This is a genomic window from Helicobacter sp. T3_23-1059 (assembly GCF_053654515.1).
Genome location: NZ_JBSIUV010000203.1, coordinates 1 through 635 on the forward strand (window position 1 = coordinate 1; position 635 = coordinate 635).

The 635-nt window shown below is 37.2% G+C and carries 1 protein-coding gene; it reads left to right on the forward strand.

The features are described from left to right. Window positions 1-172 precede the first annotated feature (172 nt). Entirely contained in the window at window positions 173-622 is a 450-nt protein-coding gene (locus tag ACWIX0_RS14060) for a hypothetical protein (protein ID WP_454174597.1), read from the forward strand. Window positions 623-635: the final 13 nt, after the last annotated feature.

A 635-nucleotide genomic window follows, 5' to 3' on the forward strand; every position in this document is an offset into this window, starting at 1 on the left:
CCCTGATAGCAACTCTAAGTCAAGGGGAAAAACGCAAATTTTTCAAAGATTTTGCAAAAAGCCTAAAAAAATGCAAGAAAGCGCGAAAAAATCTACAACATTTCTATGCTACAATCACGGCGCAAAAACAAACACAAAAAGACACAAAACAAGCAATACCAAAAGGCACACAATGAATCTCTACATTCTCACAGAGGAGCGACCAAAAGTTAGCACTTTGTGCTTTATCATCACGCGATTTTTGCGTGATAAAAAGTTTGTCGCATTTGTGGATAATCTTAGAATCTTGCCCATCATAGAAAATGGGCGGTTTTTGTTTGCCTATGAAATCATAGGTGTGCGGTGCAATAAAATCGCTAAAATCTACCTAAAAATAATAAGCGGTGGCAGTAGTTTTGTAGATTATCTTGTGTTTTTCCAAAGCGTAGAACCAACGCCAAGCGACACCCCACTTTATGCCATAGAAGAAACCAAAACCGATGATAAAGAATCGCGCAATACAGGAGCATTGCAACGCATTGCGAAATTTGTGTATGTGGATTATTTTTATCCAAATGCGACAAAAATTATGTTTTATAATCTCGCTATTTCACAAGGCTCAAGACAACTTAAGACAAAATAAAGGAGTCTTCACA